Source organism: Hydrogenophaga sp. (assembly GCF_051007235.1).
Taxonomy (GTDB): domain Bacteria; phylum Pseudomonadota; class Gammaproteobacteria; order Burkholderiales; family Burkholderiaceae_C; genus Hydrogenophaga.
The window spans coordinates 1-20,837 of record NZ_JBPCSJ010000572.1 but is presented as its reverse complement, the minus strand read 5'-3'; the positions used below and the strand labels follow the sequence as shown (position 1 = coordinate 20,837).

The 20,837-nt window shown below is 67.4% G+C and carries 18 protein-coding genes; 2 read left to right on the top strand and 16 right to left on the bottom strand.

The window, feature by feature from the left end; genetic code table 11:
• Together ACR2JA_RS20480 and ACR2JA_RS20475 are read left to right on the top strand one after the other, a co-directional pair.
• The coding region (locus ACR2JA_RS20480) for a S41 family peptidase (protein WP_434010904.1) at positions 1 to 1,223 on the top strand (1,223 nt) is incomplete at its 5' end.
• 17 nt (positions 1,224 to 1,240) lie between these two features.
• The gene (locus ACR2JA_RS20475; protein ID WP_434010903.1) at positions 1,241 to 1,996 is read left to right on the top strand and encodes a HesA/MoeB/ThiF family protein; all 756 of its coding nucleotides are present in this window, start codon (positions 1,241 to 1,243) and stop codon (positions 1,994 to 1,996) included.
• A gap of 4 nt (positions 1,997 to 2,000) precedes the next feature.
• Here ACR2JA_RS20475 and ACR2JA_RS20470 read toward each other — a convergent pair whose 3' ends face one another.
• The 16 genes from ACR2JA_RS20470 to ACR2JA_RS20395 form a co-directional block, all read right to left on the bottom strand.
• Positions 2,001 to 2,549, bottom strand: coding sequence for a thermonuclease family protein (locus ACR2JA_RS20470; protein WP_434010902.1), 549 nt, complete (start codon positions 2,547 to 2,549; stop codon positions 2,001 to 2,003).
• A 50-nt stretch (positions 2,550 to 2,599) separates the two neighbouring features.
• Positions 2,600 to 3,889 carry an NAD(P)-binding domain-containing protein gene (locus ACR2JA_RS20465; RefSeq protein WP_434010901.1) on the bottom strand — a complete coding sequence of 430 codons (1,290 nt, stop codon included), beginning with the start codon at positions 3,887 to 3,889 and terminating at the stop codon, positions 2,600 to 2,602.
• 18 nt (positions 3,890 to 3,907) lie between these two features.
• Entirely contained in the window at positions 3,908 to 5,140 is a 1,233-nt protein-coding gene (locus tag ACR2JA_RS20460) for a tetratricopeptide repeat protein (RefSeq protein WP_434010900.1), read from the bottom strand.
• 15 nt (positions 5,141 to 5,155) lie between these two features.
• Positions 5,156 to 5,629: a cytochrome c-type biogenesis protein gene (locus ACR2JA_RS20455; RefSeq protein ID WP_434010899.1), complete on the bottom strand. Its 474-nt coding sequence runs from the start codon at positions 5,627 to 5,629 to the stop codon at positions 5,156 to 5,158.
• Positions 5,622 to 6,152, bottom strand: a complete 531-nt coding sequence (locus ACR2JA_RS20450) for a DsbE family thiol:disulfide interchange protein (RefSeq protein ID WP_434010898.1) — start codon at positions 6,150 to 6,152, stop codon at positions 5,622 to 5,624. The genes ACR2JA_RS20455 and ACR2JA_RS20450 overlap by 8 nt, the downstream gene beginning before the upstream one ends.
• Positions 6,149 to 8,140, bottom strand: coding sequence for a heme lyase CcmF/NrfE family subunit (locus ACR2JA_RS20445; protein WP_434010897.1), 1,992 nt, complete (start codon positions 8,138 to 8,140; stop codon positions 6,149 to 6,151). Before ACR2JA_RS20445 ends, ACR2JA_RS20450 begins: the two co-directional genes overlap by 4 nt.
• Positions 8,137 to 8,598: a cytochrome c maturation protein CcmE gene (ccmE, locus tag ACR2JA_RS20440; protein WP_434010896.1), complete on the bottom strand. Its 462-nt coding sequence runs from the start codon at positions 8,596 to 8,598 to the stop codon at positions 8,137 to 8,139. Before ccmE ends, ACR2JA_RS20445 begins: the two co-directional genes overlap by 4 nt.
• 3 nt (positions 8,599 to 8,601) lie before the next feature.
• Positions 8,602 to 8,769, bottom strand: coding sequence for a heme exporter protein CcmD (gene ccmD / locus ACR2JA_RS20435; protein WP_434010895.1), 168 nt, complete (start codon positions 8,767 to 8,769; stop codon positions 8,602 to 8,604).
• Positions 8,766 to 9,512, bottom strand: coding sequence for a heme ABC transporter permease CcmC (gene ccmC / locus ACR2JA_RS20430; protein WP_434010894.1), 747 nt, complete (start codon positions 9,510 to 9,512; stop codon positions 8,766 to 8,768). Before ccmC ends, ccmD begins: the two co-directional genes overlap by 4 nt.
• 35 nt (positions 9,513 to 9,547) lie before the next feature.
• The gene (ccmB, locus tag ACR2JA_RS20425) at positions 9,548 to 10,195 is read right to left on the bottom strand and encodes a heme exporter protein CcmB (protein WP_434010893.1); all 648 of its coding nucleotides are present in this window, start codon (positions 10,193 to 10,195) and stop codon (positions 9,548 to 9,550) included.
• Between the two features lie 20 nt (positions 10,196 to 10,215).
• Positions 10,216 to 10,863, bottom strand: a complete 648-nt coding sequence (gene ccmA / locus ACR2JA_RS20420; protein ID WP_434010892.1) for a cytochrome c biogenesis heme-transporting ATPase CcmA — start codon at positions 10,861 to 10,863, stop codon at positions 10,216 to 10,218.
• Positions 10,853 to 13,237: a hypothetical protein gene (locus ACR2JA_RS20415; RefSeq protein ID WP_434010891.1), complete on the bottom strand. Its 2,385-nt coding sequence runs from the start codon at positions 13,235 to 13,237 to the stop codon at positions 10,853 to 10,855. Before ACR2JA_RS20415 ends, ccmA begins: the two co-directional genes overlap by 11 nt.
• 100 nt (positions 13,238 to 13,337) lie before the next feature.
• Positions 13,338 to 16,379 carry a cytochrome c3 family protein gene (locus ACR2JA_RS20410; protein WP_434010890.1) on the bottom strand — a complete coding sequence of 1,014 codons (3,042 nt, stop codon included), beginning with the start codon at positions 16,377 to 16,379 and terminating at the stop codon, positions 13,338 to 13,340.
• A 53-nt stretch (positions 16,380 to 16,432) separates the two neighbouring features.
• Entirely contained in the window at positions 16,433 to 18,379 is a 1,947-nt protein-coding gene (locus ACR2JA_RS20405; RefSeq protein WP_434010889.1) for a cytochrome c3 family protein, read from the bottom strand.
• A 13-nt stretch (positions 18,380 to 18,392) separates the two neighbouring features.
• Positions 18,393 to 19,280, bottom strand: coding sequence for a hypothetical protein (locus tag ACR2JA_RS20400; RefSeq protein WP_434010888.1), 888 nt, complete (start codon positions 19,278 to 19,280; stop codon positions 18,393 to 18,395).
• A 715-nt stretch (positions 19,281 to 19,995) separates the two neighbouring features.
• Positions 19,996 to 20,637, bottom strand: coding sequence for a YitT family protein (locus ACR2JA_RS20395; protein ID WP_434010887.1), 642 nt, complete (start codon positions 20,635 to 20,637; stop codon positions 19,996 to 19,998).
• Between the last annotated feature and the right edge of the window lie 200 nt (positions 20,638 to 20,837).

Sequence of the window (20,837 nt, the reverse complement as noted above, 5' to 3'; positions counted from 1 at the left end):
CCTTCAAGGAATTCCGCGAAGGCACGTCCGGCCGCTTCGTCGGTGTCGGCATCGAGATCTCGCAGGAAGACGGCCTGGTGAAGGTGGTTTCGCCCATCGAAGACTCGCCCGCCTTCCGTGCCGGTCTCAAGACCAACGACCTGATCACCAAGATCGACGACACCGCGGTCAAGGGCCTGACGATCAACGAAGCGGTCAAGCTCATGCGCGGCGAACCGCGCACCAAGGTGCTGCTGACCGTCTTCCGCAAGGACGAGAACCGCAGTTTCCCGGTCACCATCACGCGCGAGGAGATCAAGACCCAGAGCGTCAAGACCAAGCTGGTCGAGCCCGGCTACGCCTGGGTGCGCGTCTCGCAGTTCCAGGACCGCACGATCGAAGACTTCGCCCGCAAGGTCGAAGACCTGTACAAGCAGGACCCGAAACTCAAGGGCCTGGTGCTGGACCCGCGCAACGACCCGGGCGGACTGCTGGACGCAGCGGTGGCCCTGTCCGCCGCCTTCCTGCCCGAGAACGTGACCGTGGTGTCCACCAACGGCCAGCTGGCCGACAGCAAGTTCACCTACACCACCGCGCCGCAGCACTATCTGCGCCGCGGCGGCACCGACCCGATCGAACGCCTGACCAAGGCCACCAACGGCGCGCTCAAGACCGTGCCGCTGGTGGTGCTGGTCAACGAAGGCTCGGCCTCGGCCAGCGAGATCGTGGCCGGCGCGCTGCAGGACCACAAACGCGCCACCCTGCTGGGCAGCCAGACCTTCGGCAAGGGTTCGGTGCAGACCGTTCGCCCGCTGGGGCCGGACACCGGCATCAAGCTCACCACGGCGCGCTACTACACGCCCAGCGGCAACACCATCCAGGCCAAAGGCATCGTGCCCGACGTCATGGTGGACGAGACGCCCGAAGGCAACCTGTTTGCCGCGCTGCGCACCCGCGAAGCCGACCTGAGCAAGCACCTGAGCAACGGCAAGGACGACAAGCCGGGCAACGGCGCGATGAGCGATGCCGAGCGCGCCGCCGAGCAGGCGCGCGAGCAGGAGCGCGAACAGGCCCGCAAGAAGCTGGAAGAAGAAGCCAAGAAGAACCCGGGTCAGCGTCTGGTGCCCGAATTCGGCAGCGACAAGGACTTCCAGCTGCAGCAGGCGCTCAACCAGCTCAAGGGCAAGCCGGTGCTGGTGAGCAAGACGCAGACCGTGCGCACCGAAGAGAAGAAGGAAAACTGAGTTTTCCGCCGGTCGCCTTGGACAATACCCAGCTCCTGCGCTACTCGCGCCACATCCTGCTCAACGAACTCGGGGTCGAAGGGCAGGAACGGTTGCTCGCCTCGCACGCGCTGGTGATCGGTGCCGGCGGGCTGGGCTCGCCGGTGGCGTTGTACCTGGGCAGCGCGGGCGTGGGCCGCATCACCGTGGTGGACCACGACACGGTGGACGCCACCAACCTGCAGCGCCAGATCGCGCACACGCTGGACCGAGTGGGATCGCCCAAGGCCACCTCGGTGCGCGAGGCGGTCGCGGCCATCAACCCCGATCCGCAGGTCACCGCGGTGCTGCAGCGCGCCGATGCGGCCTTGCTCGACGAACTCGTGCCCCAGGCCGACGTGGTGCTGGACTGCACCGACAACTTCCACACCCGGCACCTGATCAACCGCGCCTGCGTGCGGCACCACAGGCCGCTGGTCTCGGGCGCTGCCATCCGCATGGACGGCCAGCTCAGCGTGTTCGACGCGCGCACGCCGGGCAACCCCTGTTACGCCTGCGTGTTCCCGGAGGACAGCGGCGTCGAAGAAACCCTTTGCGCCACCATGGGCGTGTTCGCGCCGCTGGTGGGCATCGTGGGCACCCTGCAGGCGGCGGAGGCGCTGAAGATTCTCAGCGGCCTGGGCTCGCGCCTGGTCGGACAGCTGCTGATGATCGACGGCCGCGACATGGCGTTCAACACCATCGGCCTGCCGCAGAACCCGCAGTGCGGCGTCTGCGGCGCGGCACACGCCTGACGTCTCAGGGGCGCGGCGGCAGCGGGCACGGCCCGTGACGGCGGCGAAAGTCGCGTGGCAGCTCGGGCGACGCGGCGGCGAACAAGCCCTTCTTCTGCGCCCGAGCCTGTGCCTCCTCTTGCGCAAACGGCCCGTCGCTGTGGCGCCAGCGGTACGACCATGCCTGCCCCTGCAGGACCATGAACGCGCCCACGTCCTCGCCGCCGTGCTGCAGGCGCACCAGCGCGCGGCCGTAGTCGTCCTGGCTGCGTTCGCGCACCGTCACCACCTGCCGCAGCACGCGCGCGGCCAGCGCATCGCGCGAGGCCTCACCCCCGCTCTGGCAGATCTCAGGCGCGTCCAGACCGTCCAGCCGCAGCTTGCGGTAACGCCCACCGTCCAGCGGCTGCACCCACAAGGTGTCGCCGTCGGACACGCGGGTGACGCGTGCTTCGTAAACCGACCGGCCACCGTTGGCCTGCGCGTGGGCAAACCCCGCTATCAATGGGCAGATGACGCCGAGCGCCAGCAGCAGCCAAGGGGCGCCAGGGCGCTTCTGGAAACAGGTGAACATGGGCACAGAGCATAGGGCAGCGGCCAGCGATGGCGGGCATTGCACTGCACTCACAGCGTGCCGTACTTGGTCTCGAAGCGCACACCCATCTTTTGCAGCAGCGGCGTGGGCAGTTCGCCCCCCGCGCACACGATCACCGCGTCGTTGCGGTGGCGTTGCACGGCCCCCTGCCATTCGATCTCCACCTCCTGGGCGTCGATGCTCCGGACCTTCGATTCCAGCATCACGCGCAGGCGGCCGGCCGCCTGCTGCTGCTCCAGTGCCGTGCGGTTTTTCTGCTTGACGCGCGAAAACGCGGCGCTGCGGTACGACAGGATCACATCGGTACCCGGCCGTTCCGACAGCGCGACCGCCGCTTCCAGCGCGCTGTCACCGCCGCCCACCACCAGCACCGCCTGTCCGTCGTACTGGGCGGGGTCGATCAGCCGGTACACCACCTTCGGCGTTTCTTCGCCTGCAACACCCAGCTTGCGCGGGGTGCCGCGGCGGCCAATGGCCAGCAACACGCTGCGGGCGGTGTACTGGCCCCGGTTGGTCTTCACCACGAAGCCGCTGCCCTGCGGTTCGACCGCTTCCATGCGCTCGCGAAACGAGATCGCCAGACCGGTCTTGCTCACCACGCCTTGCCAGAAGTCCAGCAGTTTTTCCTTGTGTACTTCCCCAAAGTTCATCTTGCCCACCAGGGCGAGCTGCACCGGCGCCGTCATGGCGACCTTCTGGCGCGGGTAGTGGTAGACCGCACCACCGAGCGAGTCTTCCTGCTCGATGAGCTTGAAGCGCAAGCGGTGCTGCATGGCAGCCAGACCGGCCGACAAACCCGCTGGCCCGCAACCCACGATCACGACGTCCAGCTCGCCCGAGCCATCGCTGCGCTTCTTGATGAAGTCCATCGCCTGCCGCCCCTGTTCCGCGGCCTTGCGGATCAGCCCCATGCCCCCGAGTTCGCCGGCGACAAAGATGCCCGGCACGTTCGTTTCAAACTGCGGGGACACCTGTGGGATGTCGATACCGCGTTTTTCGGTGCCAAACACCAGCGAAATGGCCTCCACCGGACAGGCCGCAGCGCAGGCGCCATGGCCAATGCACGAAGCCCCGGCGATCAGCACCGCCTTGCCCGAAACGATGCCCAGCGCCTGCTCGGGGCAGGCCTTGGCGCAGCCGCCCGAACCGATGCAGCGCGAAAGATCGACCACCGGGTGCAACGAAGGCGGCTCGTTCAGCCCTTGCGCCTGGGCCTGCACCAGCTCGGCATGGAACGCGGCGTTGCGACGCGCACGGCGGCGCAGGTAGAGCCAGACGACCGGCACCAGGCCGACCCAGTAGAGGTAGCTGTAATCCACGACCACTCTCTCAAAAGCTCACTTCACCGTCTCGTTGATCTCGATCTTCAGACCCGAAGCACCCACCGCCACCGCTGTGGTCTGTCCGGTGAGGTCGCCAGGGGTGGGCATGGCCTGCCCGCTCTTGCTCACACGCGCGCTCACGATCACCTGCTGCACGCCTGACAGCCGGGCGGCCGGCGACATGGACGAGCTGTCGTCCAGCGTGAACGCCACCGGCAGGTCTTTGACCTGGTGGCGCTGGATCGCCAGCGGCATGCGCATGCCGCCTTCGGCCGCACGGGCGTAGATGAAGACGGTGTCGTCCGGTGACGCCAACTTGGCCAACGCCGGCGACAGGCTGACCGTGCCACGGACCGAAGCACCCGCGCCCGCCACTGGCGTTGCCGATGGTTCGGCGGCCTTGGCCGGCAACCCCGCGAGCTGGCGTGCCTCGACCAGACCCGACCGCACCTGCTGGGCGAAGTTGTTGTCCGCCGGGGCGGTGGCCAGCAGCAGCTCCCAGTAACGCACCGCACCGGCGTAGTCCTTCTGGTCGAAGGCATGGGTGCCCGCCAGCGCGAGGGCCTTGGGGGTCTGGGGGTCGATCTTGAGTGCCGCCTGGACCCATTTCATGGGCTCACCCGCCAGCCGGCGGTCGTTCTTCACCGCCAGCGAGTCGGCGTAGTCGGCCAGCAGGTTCGGGTCGTCCTGGCGCAGCTGGACCGCCTTCTCGTACGCCACCAGCGCCTCGGGATGGCGCCCCAGCACGCTGTAGGAGCGGGCCAGCATGGCCCAGCCCTCGGCGTCGTTGGGGGTTCCCTTCATGCGCTCGGCCAGCTGGTCGGTCATGCTGGCGATCTGTTCTTGCGAGGTGGCGTGCGGCGGCTGCTGCGCGCCACCGGGCATGCCGGCGGCCGCACCGGTCTCGCCCATGCCACCGGCACCGCCGCCCGGGCCCACCCCCAGCTGGCCAGGCGAACCCATCCACGCATAGCCGGCAGCGGCCACCGCCAACACGCCCACAGCCAGCGACACGAGCAGGCGCCGCGAGGGTCGGGGGGCGGCGGGCGCAGGGGTGCCTGCGGCGGGCGCAACGGAGGGTGCGGCCGGCGCCGGAGCGTCGGCCGCACCGCTCATGACCAGCGCCAGCACCCGGCGCTCCAGCGCGGTCTTGGCTTCTTCGTAGGCGGCGTCGGGGAGCGCACCGGTGGCGTGCAGTTCCTGGAGTTGAACGAGCTGTCGGCGCAGCGAGGGAATGTCGTGGTCCATGGTCAAAGCGTCGGGTCAGCGGGTGTGTGAGGAAGGGGGTGTGCCGTCGCCGGCGTCATCCGGCTCGGGTTCAAACAGGGCGGGGTCCATGCGGCTGCGCCGGCGCAGCACCACCCACAGCGTGAGCAGGCCGCCGACCAGCAGCACACCGGGCCCGAACCAGAGGAGCGTGGTGCTGCCCTTGAGGGGCGGGCGGTACAGCACGAAGTCGCCGTAGCGGGCGGTCATGTAGTCGATGATTTGCTGGTCGGTGTCGCCCCGGCGCAGCATCTCGCGCACCTGGTTGCGCAGGTCCACCGCCAGCCCCGCGTTGGAACTCGCGATGGTCTGGTTCTGGCACACCAGACAACGCAGCTCCTCGGCGATCTTGACCATGCGGGCTTCCAGCACCGGGTCTTCGGCCGCGGGCGCGGCCTCCTTGGCCAGCGCGCCCCCCAGGGTCAGCACCAGTGCGAGTGACAGCGCCGCAGCGCGCATCCATTCAGCCATTGAGTTGCCTCACGAGCGGTTCGATCTGGTCGCGCAACACCTCGGGCGTGACCGGTCCGATCTGTTTGAAACGGATCACACCCTGCTTGTCGATGACAAAGGTTTCCGGCACGCCGTACACGCCGAAGTCGATGCCGACACGGCCATCGCCGTCGAACAGCGAGCGGTCGTAGGGGTTGCCATAGCGGGCCAGCCACTTCAGACCCGCAAGGCGGTCGTCCTTGTAGTTCAGTCCGTAGATGGGTGCCACCTTCTTGCCGGCGAACGCCACCAGCAGGGGATGTTCGGACTGACAGGCCACGCACCACGACGCCCAGACGTTAAGGATCCACACCTGCCCGAGCAGGTCGTCGCGCCGGATCACCTGGTTCGCGTCGTCCAGCTGTGTGAGCGCGAACGCCGGTGCGGGCTTGTCGATCAGCGGGGAAGGCACTTCTTTCGGGTCGAGCTTCAGGCCCGCGGCCAGAAACCCCACCAGGCCCAGAAAGAGCGCCAGCGGCAGCAGGAATTTCAGGGCCTTCATGCGGTGGCTCCTGCGGTGGTGTGGCTCGGCGCCGGCAGGTCGCGGCGGGCCCGGCTGCGGTAACGGCGGTCGGTCGCGGCCAGCAGCCCCCCCAGCGCCATCACCAGGCAACCGCCCCAGATCCAGTCGATGAAGGGCTTGACGTAGACGCGCACGATCCAGGCGCCGCCACCATCGACCGCCTCGCCCAGCGAGACGTACAGATCGCGGGTGAAGCCTGGCGAGATGGCGGCCTCGGTCATGGGGTTCTGCTGCACGCGGTAGACCCGCTTCTCGGGTTTCATCTCGGTCACCCGCTGGCCGTCGCGCGTCACCTCCACCAGGCCGCGCATGGCGGTGTAGTTGGGGCCGGGCACCTCGATCGCGCCGCGGAAGGTGAAGGTGTAGCCGCTCACCGTGGTGCTGTCGCCGATGTCCATCTTCACGTCGCGCTCGACCTCGTACGACTTGACCATGGTGACGCCAAAGCAGAAGGCCGCCACGCCGATGTGGGCAACGAACATGCCCACCTTGGCCCGCGGCAGCTGGCGCGTGCGGCGCAGCACCCCGGCCAGGCCCTGGCCGCGCTGGTACACGCTCTCCCACCCGTCCGTGACGACCGAGGCGAGCACCCAGAACGCCATGACAATGCCGATGGTGGACACCATCGACACCCGCCCGGCCATCCAGCCGGTGGCCAGGGCGGCCACCACGGTCACAGCCGCGGCCCAGCGCAGGCGGCGCGCCACGTCGGGCAGTTCGGCCTGCTTCCAACGGGTGATGGGACCGACGCCCATGAGGAACAGCGTGGGCGCCATCAGGGGCATGAACACGGTGTCGAAGTACGGCGGGCCGACCGAGATCTTGCCCAGGCCCAGGGCATCGAGCAGCAGGGGGTAGAGGGTGCCCAGCAGCACCGCCGCGCAGGCCACCACCAGCATCACGTTGTTGCCCAGCAAGGTGGTCTCGCGCGAGACCAGGCCGAAGCGTGCGCCCAGCCCCACCGTGGGTGCGCGCCAGGCATACAGCGCCAGCGATGAACCCACCGCCACCGCCAGGAAGGCCAGGATGAACAGGCCCCGGGTGGGATCGGTGGCAAAGGCGTGCACCGACGACAGCACACCCGAGCGCACGAGGAAGGTGCCCAGCAGCGACAGCGAGAACGCCACGATGGCCAGCAGCACCGTCCACGACTTGAAGCTGCCGCGCTTTTCTGTCACGGCCAGCGAATGGATGAGCGCGGTGCCGATCAGCCAGGGCATGAACGATGCGTTTTCCACCGGGTCCCAGAACCACCAGCCGCCCCAGCCGAGTTCGTAATAGGCCCACCAGCTGCCCAGCGCAATGCCGATGGTCAGGAACATCCAGGCCACGGTGGTCCAGGGACGGGTCCAGCGCGCCCAGGTGGCGTCGAGGTTGCCGCCGATCAGCGCCGAGATGGCGAACGCGAACGCCACCGAAAAGCACACGTAGCCCATGTACAGCAGCGGCGGGTGGAACACCATGCCGGGGTCCTGCAGCAGGGGGTTGAGGTCGCGCCCGTCCAGCGGCGCAGGGAACAGCCGCTCGAACGGATTGGAGGTGATCAGCAGGAACAGCAGGAAGCCCGACGCCACCAGTCCCATCACCGCCAGGGTGCGCGCCACCACGGGCTGCGGCAGGTGGGCACTGAAGCGCGCCACGGCCACCATCCACACACACAGCATGAACACCCACAGCAGCAGCGAGCCTTCGTGGCTGCCCCAGCTGGCGGCGATGCGGTAAGGCAGCGGCAGCGCCGAGTTGGAGTTGGAGGCGACGTTGAGCACCGAAAAGTCGTGCCGCACGAACGACGCCACCAGGCACAGGTACGCCAGCGCGACCAGCACGAACAGCACACCTGTGGCGGGCCGCGCCAGCGCCATCCATTCCGGGTTGTGGCGCTGAGCCCCCACCAGGGGCAAGACGCCCTGGATCAGGGCCACGCCGAGCGCCAGCCAGAGCAGGAAATGGCCGATTTCCGGGATCATGGCTTGGCCTCCATCACCAGCGTCTTGGCCATGGCACCGGGGTTCTGCCCGGCGCGCTGCAGCGCTTCGGCCGCCTCGGGCGGCATGTAGTTTTCGTCGTGCTTGGCCAGCACTTCCTTGGCTTCGAAGACACCGTCCTTGAACTGCCCCTGGGCCACCACGCCTTTGCCTTCCTTGAACAGGTCGGGCAGGATGCCCTGGTAGCGCACAGGGATGGTCTGCACGGTGTCGGTGACCCTGAAGTTCACCAGCACGCCCTCGCGGTGGACGGTGCCGGCCTCGACCAGGCCGCCCAGCCGGAAGGTGCGCCCGGCGGGTGCCTCTTTCGCCGCCACCTGGGTGGGCGAATAGAAAAACACCATGTTGCTGTTGAACGCGTTGAGCACCAGTGCGACGGCAGCGCCCACCACCCCCAGCGCGCCGGCCGCGATCGCCAGCCTCTTGTGACGTTTTTTCAAGTCTTACTCCTGTTCATCCTGAGGGTCGGTGTCGCGCAGCGCGCGGCGGTGTCGGTGGGCGGCCAGCAGCGGCTCCATCACCATGGCCACCGCGGCCACGGCGTACGAACCCCACACATAGAGACCGTAGCCCCCCATGGCCCAAAATTCATTGGCGCTGTTCCAGTTCATGCGCGGTCTCCGGCAAAGGGATGTTTCAAGGCCTGCACCCAGGCGGTTTCGCGCTCGCGTTCCAGCACGATGGCGCGTGTGCGCACGAACACCACGGCGAACGCATAGGCCCAACAGGCCAGCGTCATGACCAGCATCGCGCTGAGCATGGTGCTGGCCATCTTGGGCGCGGCCGTCATGCTCACGGTGGCACCCTGGTGCAGCGTGTTCCACCACTTGACCGAGAAATAGATCACCGGCACGTTGATCGCGCCCACCAGGGCCAGCAAGGCCCCGGCGTTGTCGGCGCGCCGGGTGTCGTCGATGGATTCGACCAGGGCGATGTAGCCCAGGTACAGGAACAGCAGGATGAGTTCCGAGGTCAGGCGCGCATCCCACACCCACCAGGCGCCCCAGGTGGGTTTGCCCCAGAAAGCCCCGGTCCACAGCGCGACGAAGGTGAACAGTGCGCCGGTGGGCGCGATGGCCCGCGCCACCATGGACGCCAGCCGGGCCTTGAACGCCCAGCCCACCACGGCCCAGCCGGCCATGACGAGGTAGAGCACCATGGACATCCATGCCGCCGGCACGTGGATGAAGATGATGCGGTAGGCGTCCCCCTGGGTGGCATCGGTTGGCGCCACGAAGAAGCCGAGATAGAGCCCGGCCAGCGCCAGCAGGGCGGCCGTGCCCCAGAGCCAGGGGATCAGCGCACCGGCCAGCTGGTAGAACCGCGAAGGTGAGGCAAAGGTGAAAAATCGCATCGTGTTTCAGTTCAGGATTCGGTCGCTGGGTGGCGTCATCCCAGCGAGATGCGCAGCGCCGCGGCCGTGGCGACGGGCGCCCCCAGCGCGGACACCAGCAACAGCGCCGCCAGGATCGACAGGTGACCCGATGGCGCCAGACCCGCGTCCACCGCGGACACCGCACCGGTGCCAAAGATCAACACCGGGATGCACAGCGGCAGCACCAGCAACAGCACCAGCACCCCGGCACTGCGCAGCCCCAGCGTCAGCGCTGCGCCAACGCCACCGAGCAGGCTGAGCACCGGTGTGCCCAGCAGCAGCCCCATCAGCAGGGCGCCCACCGCGGGCATCGAAAGGCCGAAGAACAAGCCCAGCAAAGGGGCGGCGAGGATCAGGGGCAGGCCTGTGAGCACCCAGTGCGCGAGCGCCTTGCCAGCGGCCATGAGCACCAGCGAGTCGCTCGACAACACCATCTGCTCCAGAGTCCCGTCGGCATGATCGCTGGTGTACAGCGCCCCCAGGGACAGCATGGCCGACAGCAACGCGCACACCCAGACCACGCCACCCCCGATCTGCTGCAGGGTCTGGGCCTCGGGCCCCACCCCCAGCGGGAACAGGCTGGCCGCCACCAGAAAGAACACCAGCGGCAGCAGCGCCTCGATGCGGCGCCGCCAGGCCAGGCGCAGGTCCCGCAGCGCCACCACCACCTACTCCGTTCGCATCACAGTCGACCACCCCCGCCATCCAGGGTCAGGTCGGAGAACGGCGTCTGTTCCGCGTCCAGCGGCAGGTGCGAGGTCAGCAGCACACTACCGCCGCAGGCCTGGTGCGTGCGGATCAGCGACTGCACCGTGGCGATGCCGTCGGCATCGAGCGCTTCAAAGGGTTCGTCCAGCACCCACAACGAAGGGCGCGTGTCCAGGGACAGCCGGGCCAGCGCCACGCGCCGGCGCTGGCCCTGGGACAGGGTGCGCACCGGGGCGTGGCGCCGGTGGTGCATGCCCAGCACCCGCAGGGCCAGGTGAACGCCGTTCGCGTCGACATCCACCCCCTGCAGCCGCGCCACGAAGCGCAGCGCCTCGCTGGCGGTGAGATCGTCTTTCAAGGCGTTGAGGTGCCCCACGTACACCGGCCGAACCGATGCGCTCTCTTGCGTCGGCCAGACCAGTTGACCCGCATCGGGTTGCGACAGACCGCAGACCGTGCGCAGCAGTGTGGTTTTGCCGCTGCCGTTGGTGCCCCGCAGCCAGACCACCTGGCCGGGCAACACGACAAAAGACAGATCACGAAAGAGCCAGTCCCGCCCACGGCGGCACGACAGGCCCCGCGCCTGCACCAGCGGCTGGCACAGCAGCGGCTCAGAAGTCATACCGCGCGCCCAGGTAATAGAAGAGCCGGTCCGAGGCCTCGCTCTTCAAAGGACCGGTCACCTTGGAGTTCTCCCAGGACAGCTCGCTCTCCACCGAAACCTGCTGGCGCAGCTTGTAGCTCGCGCGCATGCCCGGGGTCCAGCGCTCGATGTCGGTGCCGGAGGCGTCGCTCTGGCGGTAATAACGCAGCGAGGGCTCCAGCCGCCAGCCGTTGCCGGTCGTGGTCATGTTGTTGTAGGACAGCACGTAGCCGGTGTAGGTCGGGCCTTTGACCGTGGACGCCACGAACACGTGGGTGTCGCTTTGGGAGTACAGGTTGCTGCCGATCAGCTGCCCGCCCACGGACCACACGTTGCCGGTGCTGGGCTGTCCGTCGGGCAGGATCACGGGCACCGGCTTGATTTCGCCCACGTTGGACAGGCGGATGTCGCCTCCGATCTGCCAGTTGGCGTTCAGCGGTGTGGTCACCCCCAGCAGGAACTGGGTCTGGTAAGCCGTGACGCCTTTGACCTGCTGGCGCAGCTGGTCCAGCGTGTTGGTGGCCAGCAGGTCCGACACGCGCTGCGCGGGGGGCAGGTTGGGGTCCTGGAAGAACAGGATGTTGCCCAGCGACAGCAGCGGCGTGGCCCGGCGGTCGTACAGGAAGTTGAAGATGGTGGTGTCTGGCAACTGCCAGGTGCCCTGCACCGACGCGATGTTCATGCCGCTGATGACGGTGTCGTAATCGAACTGCGACGAGACCGATACGCCACCCTTGAAGTAGCGCAGCTCGGTGCCCACCGCGCGCCGGTCCACCTCGCCATCGATGGTCTGCTGGTTCAGGTAGAGGCTGCCGCTGATTTCGTCGGTCAGGGCTTCGGCGTCCAGCCAGACGCTGTAGAGGCGGCGCTGGGTTTCCAGCAGGTCGTCGGTCGGCACGCCCGCCGCGGCGCTGACCCGCCACTTGGGCTTGAAGGTGTAGCCGGCCTGCACGCCGTCGAAACGGTAGAGGATGCCGCCGCCGGTGGGCGACTGGCGACCAATGCGGAACTGGGTGCCGTTGGTGCGGGACTTGCGGTCGAAGTACAGGGCCGACAGCCGGTTTTTGCTCTTGTCGCGGTTTTCCAGGTTGGCGGTGTAGGCGTCCCGGAACACGAAGGTCGAATCGACCTCGGCATCGCGTCGCTGCCAGCGCAGATCGACGCTGGTCTGGACCTGTCCGAGATCGGTGTCGGAGATGGTGTTGTCGCTGGCCAGTTCGAGCAGACCACTGATCGGTGACTCCAGGAACTCCTGGCTCCGTTCCTTGGACTTGCCGCCGAAGTAGTAGGTCGAGACGGAGCCGCTCCAGTTCGACGGCGGCGCCGCGGGCACCTCGGCCACCACCTGGGCTTTGGCGGGAAGACCGGCCACGAGCTGGCGCACCCGGTCGCTGTCGGCCCCCACGGGGTAGAGGTTCAGGAACGCGTCGAACTCGGCACGCGCGCGCTCGGTGTCGCCCATCTTCAGGCGCGTGGTGCCGATCATTTCCTGCGCCTGACGCGAGTGTGCATTCGGTGGCAGGTTCAGCAGCTCGCCCAAGGCGTCCAGCGCGGCGGGCAGATCGCCCCGCGCCTCGGCAGCCTTCGCAGCCGTCAACAAGGCGGCCGCTCGGGCTTCGATGTCAGCGGGTGTGTTGCCCGCAGCGGCTGCAGCGTCGGGCTTTTGCAGCGCCACCACCGTGGCCTGGGGAAAGCGCAGCAACAACAGGCCCAGCGCAGCGTCGGCTTCGGCCCGGGTGGCGAAGTACCCCATGTTGATGTCGTACACCACCCGGCCGTCCACCGTGCGCTGGCCGGTGAAGGTCTGCCGGTCCTGCAACTGGGCAGGCACCACACCCGTCAGGCGGTGTCCGGCCTCGGCCGACGACTGCAGGGTGATCATGAAGTTCTGCTCTGGCGCCAGCGGCGCGGGCGCGGCCGGTCCCGCCGTGGGTGCGACCTGGACCGATTCGCCCAGACCGGCCAGCACCACCTCGATGCTGCGGTTGCCCTGGCCCGCCCGGATGCGGAACGGCACCGCTTTGGACAGGCGCACGATCAGCTTGCGGCTGAGCTGGCTGCGCCCCACCGACTCGTCGATGAGGGTGATTTCTGGGATGGCCCCGGACGCGGGGATGCGCCGCTGGGCACCGATGGGGGTGAACGCTTCGCGGGTGGGCAGCACGTTGTAGTACGCCTGTCCCAGGTCGCGCGCCCGCGAGGTCGTCACCTTCTGCAACTGCACGGCGGTCACAAAACGGATGTTGGCCACCGCATTGGGCCCCTCCCGACGGACTTCCACCTCGTCGATGAACTGCGCCATGGCCACGGGGCAGATGGCGGTGAGTGCAATAGGGGCGATCAGGTGGCGCAAGGTGTCTCTCATGGTGCTGCAAGCGTGGTGTGTGAATGGGGCCCGTCCCTGCAGCCAAGCCTCAGGGGGGCGATTGAACCGGCTGAAGATGAAGGCCGCCTTAATCCCAGTTGCGGTAGGTGCTGCCCTTGTTGCCCAGCGGCCGGTGGCAGCCCGACTGCGAACAGTCGGTGATGGCGGTGCCTTTGCTCTCATGGGTCAGTGACTTCTTTTCCATGTCACCCAGGTAGCTGGTGCCGCTGGCGTGGCAGGCCTTGCACCAGCCCGCCCCGTTGCCCATGCTGTTGTTGTGGTTCATGGTCATGGCGGTCCAGCTGGTCGTGCTGGTGTGGCAGCTGTTGCAGTCCATGGCCGCGCCGTTGAGCAGCTGCGCTTCGGGGATGTGGTTCGTCGGCTTGGCCAGTGCGCCGGTGTTGCCCTGGCTGGTGTAGCTGCCGTTGTGGCAGGACTTGCAGGTGGCAGTGGCCACCACGCTGTGGTTCATGGTCACGGCAGACGCGAAGCTGGTCTGCGAGCGATGGCACGAATCGCACTTGGCGGTACCGGTGTTGACCGGGATGTGCGTCGCGGGCTTGCCCTTGGCCGAGCTGCCGTTGTGGCAGGTGTCGCAGGTGCCCGTGCCCACGGCGTTGGCGGCCGAATGGGTGAACACCACGGTGAGCCAACTGGCGGTGGATTTGTGGCAACTCTCGCACCCGTTGACGATGGTGTTGTGGGTGGTGTTGTTGGGGCGCCGCTGGCCGGGCGTGTAGGCGCCCATGTGGCAGGTGTGGCACTGGTTGCTGACCGACACGCTGCTGTGCAGGCGGGCCGGCGTCCAGGCGGTGAAGCCCGACTTGTGGCAGGTGTCGCAGTTGGCGATCGCAACGCCCGTGAGCAGTTGGTACGGGACGTGCGTGGTCGGCCGGCCGCCAGCGGCCGGGTAGGCGCCGCTGTGGCAGGTGGTGCACTGGCCGGTGACCGTGACCTGGGTGTGGTTGAAGCGGCTGGGCGTCCACGCCGTCGTGGCGTGGCAGGTCACGCAGTTGCCGGTGGCCGGGATGTGACCCGCCGGTTTGCCGGTGGCGGTCGTGCCGTTATGGCAGGTGGTGCAGTTGGTGGCCGCGTTGAAGGTGCTGTGGTCCACCTTGGCGCCGGTCCAGCGTGTGGTGCTGTGGCAGCTGGCGCAGTTGGCGGTGGTCACCACGTGGGTGGTGGGCTTGCCCGTGGCCAGGGTGCCGTTGTGACAACTGGTGCAGTTGGTGGCGGTGTTGAAGGTGCTGTGGTCCACCTTGGCGCCGGTCCAGCGCGTGGTGCTGTGGCAGGTCACGCAGTTGGCGGTGGTCGGCACATGGGTCGCCGGTTTCCCGGTCGCCGTGCTGCCGTTGTGGCAGGCGACGCAGCTGGTGGCCGCGTTGAAGGTGCTGTGGTCGACCTTGGCACCGGTCCATGCGCTGGTGCTGTGGCAGGTGCCGCAGCTGGCCGTGGTCACCACGTGGGTGGTGGGCTTGCCCGTGGCCAAGGTGCCGTTGTGGCAAGTGGCGCAATTGGTAGTGGCATTGAAGGTGCTGTGATCCACCCGCGCACCGGTCCAGCGCGTGGTGCTGTGACAGCTCGCGCAGTTGGCCGTCGTGGGCACGTGTGCAGCGGGTTTGCCGCTGGCCTGCGTGCCGTTGTGGCAGCTGGTGCAGTTGGTCGCGGCGTTGAAGGCGCTGTGATCGACCTTGGCGCCGGCCCAGGCGGTGGTGCTGTGGCAAGTCACGCAGTTGGCGGTGGTGGGTACGTGTGTGGCGGGTTTGCCGCTGGCCTGCGTCCCGTTGTGGCAGGTGGTGCAATTGGTCGCCGCATTGAAGGCGCTGTGGTCCACCCGCGCCCCGGTCCAGCGTGCGGTGCTGTGACAGGTGCCACAGTTGGCGGTGGTGGCCAGGTGGCTGCCGGGCTTGCCACTGGCCAGGGTGCCGTTGTGGCAGCTCGCGCAGTTGGTGGCCGCGTTGAAAGTGCCGTGATCCACCTTGGCGCCGGTCCAGACGGTCGTGCTGTGGCAGCTGACGCAGTTGGCCGTGGTCGGCACGTGGGTGGCTGGTTTGCCGGTCGCCGTGGTGCCGTTGTGGCAGGTGGTGCAGTTGGTCGCGGACGTGAAAGCGCTGTGGTCCACCTTGGCGCCCGTCCAGCGCACCGTGCTGTGGCAGGTGCCGCAGTTGGCCGTGGTGGCCAGGTGGCTGCCGGGCTTGCCACTGGCCTGCGTGCCGTTGTGGCAGCTGGCGCAGTTGGTCGACGCGTTGAAGCCGCTATGGTCCACCTTGGCACCGGTCCAGGCCGTGGTGCTGTGGCAGGTCGCGCAGCCCGCGGTCGTGGGCACGTGGCTGCCCGACTTGCCCGTGGCCTGGGTGCCGTTGTGGCAGCTGGCGCAGTTGGTCGATGCGTTGAAGCCGCTGTGGTCCACCTTGGCACCCGTCCAGCGCGCCGTGCTGTGGCACGCGCTGCAGTTGGCAGAGGTGGTCACGTGCCGGGCCGTCTTGCCAGTGGCCTGCGAGCCGTTGTGGCAACTGGTGCAGTTGGTGGCGGCGCTGAAGCCGCTGTGGTCCACCTTGGCGCCCGTCCAGCGCGTGGTGCTGTGGCAGCTGTCGCACGCCTGGCTGGTGACCACGTGGTTGCTGGCCTTGCCCGTGGCCTGGGTGCCGTTGTGGCATGAGGCACAGCTGCCGGGTGTCACACCCGCGTGGTCGAACTTCGCCGCAGGGCGCCAGGCCGTGGTGCGGTGACAGGTGTCGCAGGATGCCTGGGTGGTGATGTGCTCACGCGTCTTGCCGGTGGCGGTGAGACCGTTGTGACAACCCGCGCAGGTGCCTGCGCTCACACCTGCGTGGTTGAACTTGGCGCCGGCAAACGACTGGGTGGTGTGACAGCTTTCGCACGCGGCCTGGGTAGGCAAGTGGCGCTGGGGCATCACGGTGTTGGTCTGCGCCAGGCGCGCGCCGCTGACGTGACAGCTGGCGCACTCCTTGGGCGTTCCCTTGAAGATGCCCTTGACGTGGCAGGACTCGCAGCGTGTGGCGTTGTGGGCCCCGCTCAGGGGGAAGCCGGTCTTGACGTGATCGAACACGGCCCGCTCGGCGGTCTGGGCCAGCGCGGCCCCACCGCAGAAGACCAATGCCAGGGTCATCCAACAGCGCGCCCACCAGCCAACCAGCGATGTGCGTACCCGGAAACGTGTTTTCATGATGGTTTCTCCCCTCGGGCCGGCACAGCCGCCCGTTCACTGCGTCGACCGAAAAGGCTGCTCAGACCCCACGGGGGCAGCTGTTCACCGATCGCCTCCCGCGGCGGTGAACGATCGGTGGCACCCACGCGGCTGACCACCCGTTTCCAGTTGTCCGTGACGTGGCAGGTCTCGCAACGCATGCCGAACTGGCCGTCGTGCGTGTCGTCCTTGCGGTGGCAGCCGATGCAGTTGCGCCCCAGCGCGGCGGCGTCTTTGCCTTTGGAGGCCGGCTGGCTGTGGCAGCTCTCGCAGGCCACCTTGCGGTGGGCGCCGTCCAGGCGGTACTCGGTCCGTTTGTCGTGGTTGAAGTCCCAGATCGGCCAGCCCCGCGTGTTGTGGCAGCTCTCGCACCGTTCCCCAAACTTGAGCTTGTGCCGGTCCTCTTTCTGGTGGCAGGCGTAGCAGTTTTCCGGTGCGTCCTTGAAGCGGTTGGTTTCATGGCACTTTTCGCACCGGACCGGGACGTGTTTGCCGGTCAGCGCAAAGCGCGTCTGGGCGTGGTCGAACCGGGTGGTTTTCCAGGTGCGGTCGCTGTGGCAGGTCTCGCATTGCCTGCCCTGCTGGCCTTCGTGTTTGTCGTCCTTCTTGTGGCAGCTGTAGCAGTCGGTGGGCGTCTTGCGAAAGCGCTTGAGGTCCTGGTGGCAGGCACTGCACTTGAGCACGCCCTCCGCGTGGGCGTTGCGCAACCGGAACAGGGTGTTGTCGTGGTTGAAGCGGCCCTTGGTGGTCTTCCACTCCCGCTCGGTGTGGCAGTCACCACACTGCTGGCCCAGGGTGCTGTCGTGCTTGTCGTCCGGCTTGTGGCAGCTGTAGCAGTCTTTCGGCGCCTCCTTGAACATGGCGCTCTTGTGGCAGGCCTTGCATTCGGCATCGACGTGTTTGCCCAGCAGCGGGAAGCTGGTCACCTCGTGGTTGAACTTGGCCGGTTCCTTCCAGCCGCGTTCGCTGTGGCAGCTGCCACAGTCCTTGCCCAATGACTCTTTGTGCTTGTCGTCGGACTTGTGGCAGGCGTAGCAGTCCTGGCTCAACTGCACCCGGTACAGGTTCCCGGTGTGGCAGTCGTTGCAGCCGGTGCTGCGGTGCTTGCCCCGCAGCGGGTACCGGGTGTCGGCGTCGTGGTTGAAATTCGAGGGCTTCCAGGACTTGGTGCCGTGGCAGCTGTCGCACTTCTCCCCGTACCGGCCCCTGTGCCCCTTGCTGCTGTCGTCTTCCTTCTTGTGGCAGCCGATGCAGGTTTTGACCGTTTCCTTGTATTGGTGGTTCTTGTGGCAGTCGGTGCATTCGGCGTCGGCGTGCTTGCCGGTCAGCGAAAACTGGGTCTTCTTGTCGTGGTCGAAGCGGCTGTCCTTCCAGTCGGACTCGCCATGGCAGTCTGCGCATTTCGTGCCCAGGCCCCCTTTGTGTTCATCGTCCTTCTTGTGGCAGGCATGGCACTCCAGAGGCGCGGCGCTGTACTTTTTCCCGCTCTGGTGGCATTGGTCGCACGGCACCTGCTCGTGTTTGCCCCGCAGCCGGTAGTCGGTCACCGTGTGGTCGAACTTCTTTTTGTCCAACACCACGATCTGGGCATTGCGCCCCTTGTGGTCGGTGTGACAGCTGTTGCAGGCCTGCGGCCTGGAACGTCCATGGAATCCAGTACGGGCTTTCACATCAGCCCCCACGTCCTTGTGGCAGGCCATGCAGCGGCCGTCCTGCGCTTTGCGATCGAACTTCACATGGCACTGCGCGCAGTCTTCCTCGACCTTTGCATGCCCCTGGATCACCTTGCCCGGGGCGAGGATGGTTTCGATGCTTTGCGCGGCTGCAGCGCCCGCCCAGCCAAGACCCAGCGCCAGCAGCGCACACCCCACCCACACCCGGACGGCCAGGATGGCGTGTGCAATGGGTGGCCATGGTCTCAACCTTCACCTCGGCTCAATAAGCGTGCACCGCCACCACGTGCACCACCGAGCTGATCACCAGCAGGTACACGAAGGGGATGTGGGCGACGTGCCAGAGCGAGAACAGGCGCTCGTAGGCGGTGAACTGGGCCACGCGGACCACTGCGGTGAGGTACCCGCGCACCAGCTTGCGGGCCAGTTGCCGCCGTTTCGCATGGCTTTTCGGGTCCAAGCCACCACGTTCGGCCAGGCGCGTGAGCGCCTCGTCGAGCTCCGGCACACAGGCCCGGTACGTCCACCACTGCTGGACGGGCAGCCAGAACACCCGGTTCAGACAGGCCAGCAGGTCCGGTCGGTGGCTCAGGTCCCGCGCACCAAACGCCAACAGCCGCTGCTCCACCCCTGGAGCGAATGCGAGGCGGGAATGCGCCTCGCGCTGGTGCAGGCCTGCGCGCTGCTGCAGCTCCCTGAAGCTGCTTTGTTCGCCGTGCAGTCCGCGGTTGACGCGGCTGTAGATGAAGCGCCCCACCACGCCGCTGAGCGCGACGATCACCATGCTGTACAGCGCGGCCGACGCATTGAGCGAACGCGCCTGAAAGGTCGAGTGCACCAGGATCAGCACAGGCCCCGCCACCCCCAGCAGCATGTGCGCCAGGAACCACCATTTGGCTTTGCCCCAGTGCTGGGTGAAGCGGAACCGCTTGCGCAGCGGGTAGGTGAACAGCAGCACCATCATCACGGCCCCCGCCACCCCGATCCAGTACCCGACATCATCCCCGGCCTCGAACAGACCCTGCCCCGACAGCCACCAGGCGCCCCAGACGAGTGCGATCAAGACCAGGTAGACCAGCAGGTCACCCGTCAGCCGGTGCAGGCCGGGCTTGCGCACCGTCGGTGGCAGCGCCTGCAGGCCGGAATCCATCAGGAGCGAAGGCGCAGCGAAACCGCCTGCGCCGCCCTCCAAAGCCTCTGCTTTCATTTTTTTGACACCCCTGTGGTTGCACATCGCTCGGCACGACGCCCTCATCCGTTTGGTCACGCTGCCGGCCCCAATGCCGACGAGCCTTTACCCCGCATCGCCACCGGACACCGAATGCCTCAACGGCCAGTACGGCCACTCCTGCAGACCTCAAAATCCTCTATAAATGTGCATATTACACATTTATAAAACGATCGGGAGTGTACCCGACGCGCTGCGCCCATCGCCGGCTAAACGGTAACGGGGTGTCTTGCCAGGACCCTTCGGCAACGGCGGCTCTGCAATGTCATGAGGTCGTTGCCAGGCAAACCGATGCACGAGATCAGCACCCCGAGGGCGATGGGGCGGAACGGCCGACGGCTCTTGTCGCTCTGCGACGCGTCAATCGAGTCCGTGCAAGCCCGTGGTGGCGGTGGCAGCGCTCGCCATCCAGCGGCTGCACACACAGGGTGTCGCCGTCGGACACGCGGGTGGCGCGGGCTTCGTTTACTTTGGCAGCGCGAGACGCGGCAGACGACTGAGCAAACGCTGGAGCGCAGCCGAACACCAACAGCAGTGGTCAGAGCGTCCAGGGCAGCCGTGGAACCGGCTCCGCCGGGCCACAGGGTGCGTCCCCCTCAGAGGGGGGAAGCCGCGAAGCGGCGCAGGGGGGACATCTTTACACCGCCATGTACCGGCCCGGCCGGTGGTTGATCGCGAGCGTCATGTTCAGCACCACCGCGCCCAGGACCGACCAGGCGATCTGATCCCAGCCGACCACCGCGAAGGCCGCCAGCACGATGGCGCAGTCGAACGCCATCTGCACCTGGCCGGCACGCCAGCCAAAACGCTCCTGCAGCCACAGCACCAGCACGTTGAAGCCACCCAGGCTGGCGCGGTGGCGGAACAGGATCAGCATGCCGGTGCCCATGAGAAGCCCTCCCGCCACGGCCGCGAAGCCGGTGGAGAGTTGATCGATGTGGATCCACTGTGGCATCCACTGCGCAAACCCGGCCAGCAGGCCGACGGCAGCAAAGGTCTTGAGGGTGAACACGCGGCCCATGCGCCGCAGCGCCAGGCCGTAGAACGGCAGGTTGATCAGGAAAAACACCAGGCTGAAATTCCAGCCGGTGGCGTAATGCAGCAAGAAGGCCAGGCCCGCCGTGCCACCGGTGATCAGCCCCGTCTGACGGAACAGCACCACGCCCAGTGCGACGAACAGGGTCCCGGTCAGCAGGGCCTGCACATCCTCGTGCGGTCGGTGGCGGACGCTGGGCAGGGTTGGGGCGGCATCGCCGGGGGGATTCAGGGCAGCACTCACGGCGGGCACTCGGGACAAGGTTCAGGAAGCCGCGCAGTATCGCGCACCCTCTGGCACCACCCGCTTGACCCAGGTCAGGGAAAGGTCCAGTCGCTGGGCTCGACCAGGTCGAACGCCGGGTGATAGCGCACCGTGCCCATGGGGATCAGGCGCTCGAACGGCCGCACCAGAAAGCAGCCCGGCGGCGCCCCTTCGAGCCG

What these genes read in the sequence shown, in the direction of transcription:
- ACR2JA_RS20460 (WP_434010900.1), bottom strand. Translation starts at nt 5,140, where the DNA reads ATGGACCACGACATTCCCTCGCTGCGCCGACAGCTCGTTCAACTCCAG.
- ACR2JA_RS20445 (WP_434010897.1), bottom strand. Translation starts at nt 8,140, where the DNA reads ATGATCCCGGAAATCGGCCATTTCCTGCTCTGGCTGGCGCTCGGCGTG.
- ccmD (WP_434010895.1), bottom strand. Translation starts at nt 8,769, where the DNA reads ATGAACTGGAACAGCGCCAATGAATTTTGGGCCATGGGGGGCTACGGT.
- ACR2JA_RS20400 (WP_434010888.1), bottom strand. Translation starts at nt 19,280, where the DNA reads ATGGATTCCGGCCTGCAGGCGCTGCCACCGACGGTGCGCAAGCCCGGC.
- ACR2JA_RS20455 (WP_434010899.1), bottom strand. Translation starts at nt 5,629, where the DNA reads ATGGCTGAATGGATGCGCGCTGCGGCGCTGTCACTCGCACTGGTGCTG.
- ACR2JA_RS20410 (WP_434010890.1), bottom strand. Translation starts at nt 16,379, where the DNA reads ATGACCCTGGCATTGGTCTTCTGCGGTGGGGCCGCGCTGGCCCAGACC.
- ACR2JA_RS20470 (WP_434010902.1), bottom strand. Translation starts at nt 2,549, where the DNA reads ATGTTCACCTGTTTCCAGAAGCGCCCTGGCGCCCCTTGGCTGCTGCTG.
- ccmC (WP_434010894.1), bottom strand. Translation starts at nt 9,512, where the DNA reads ATGCGATTTTTCACCTTTGCCTCACCTTCGCGGTTCTACCAGCTGGCC.
- ACR2JA_RS20450 (WP_434010898.1), bottom strand. Translation starts at nt 6,152, where the DNA reads ATGAAGGCCCTGAAATTCCTGCTGCCGCTGGCGCTCTTTCTGGGCCTG.
- ccmA (WP_434010892.1), bottom strand. Translation starts at nt 10,863, where the DNA reads ATGACTTCTGAGCCGCTGCTGTGCCAGCCGCTGGTGCAGGCGCGGGGC.